The following is a 422-nucleotide window of genomic DNA, read 5'->3' as shown; positions in this document are numbered from 1 at the left end:
CCGATCCCGGCCAACATCTACACCCACAAGACCCTGTCGGGCTCGTTCGCGGTCAAGAACCCCTATCTGGAGCGCCTGCTGGACGAGAAGGGCGTCAACACCGAGGCCGTCTGGAACTCGATCCTGGAGCATGAAGGCTCGGTCCAGCACATCGACGCCCTGAACGAAGACGAGAAGGGCGTGTTCAAGACCGCCTTCGAACTGGACCAGCGCTGGGTGGTCGAACTGGCCGCCGACCGCGCGCCGGAGATCTGCCAGGCCCAGTCACTGAACCTGTTCATTCCCGGCGACGTCAACAAGTGGGACCTGCACATGCTGCACTGGTCCGCCTGGGAGCGCGGCGTGAAGTCGCTGTACTATCTGCGCTCCAAGTCGGTGCAGCGCGCCGCCTTCGCCGGCGCCGAGGACAAGGCCGAGGCCGA

1 pseudogene is annotated in these 422 nt (G+C 64.9%); it reads left to right on the top strand.

Features of this window, described 5'->3' with window-relative positions:
• Positions 1-422, top strand: a pseudogene (locus tag IV512_RS19790) (ribonucleotide-diphosphate reductase subunit alpha); the annotation flags it as partial.

The sequence above is a fragment of the Pseudozobellia sp. WGM2 genome (assembly GCF_017810075.1).
Lineage (GTDB): Bacteria > Bacteroidota > Bacteroidia > Flavobacteriales > Flavobacteriaceae > JADNYK01.
This window is presented reverse-complemented; position numbering and strand designations above follow the sequence as displayed.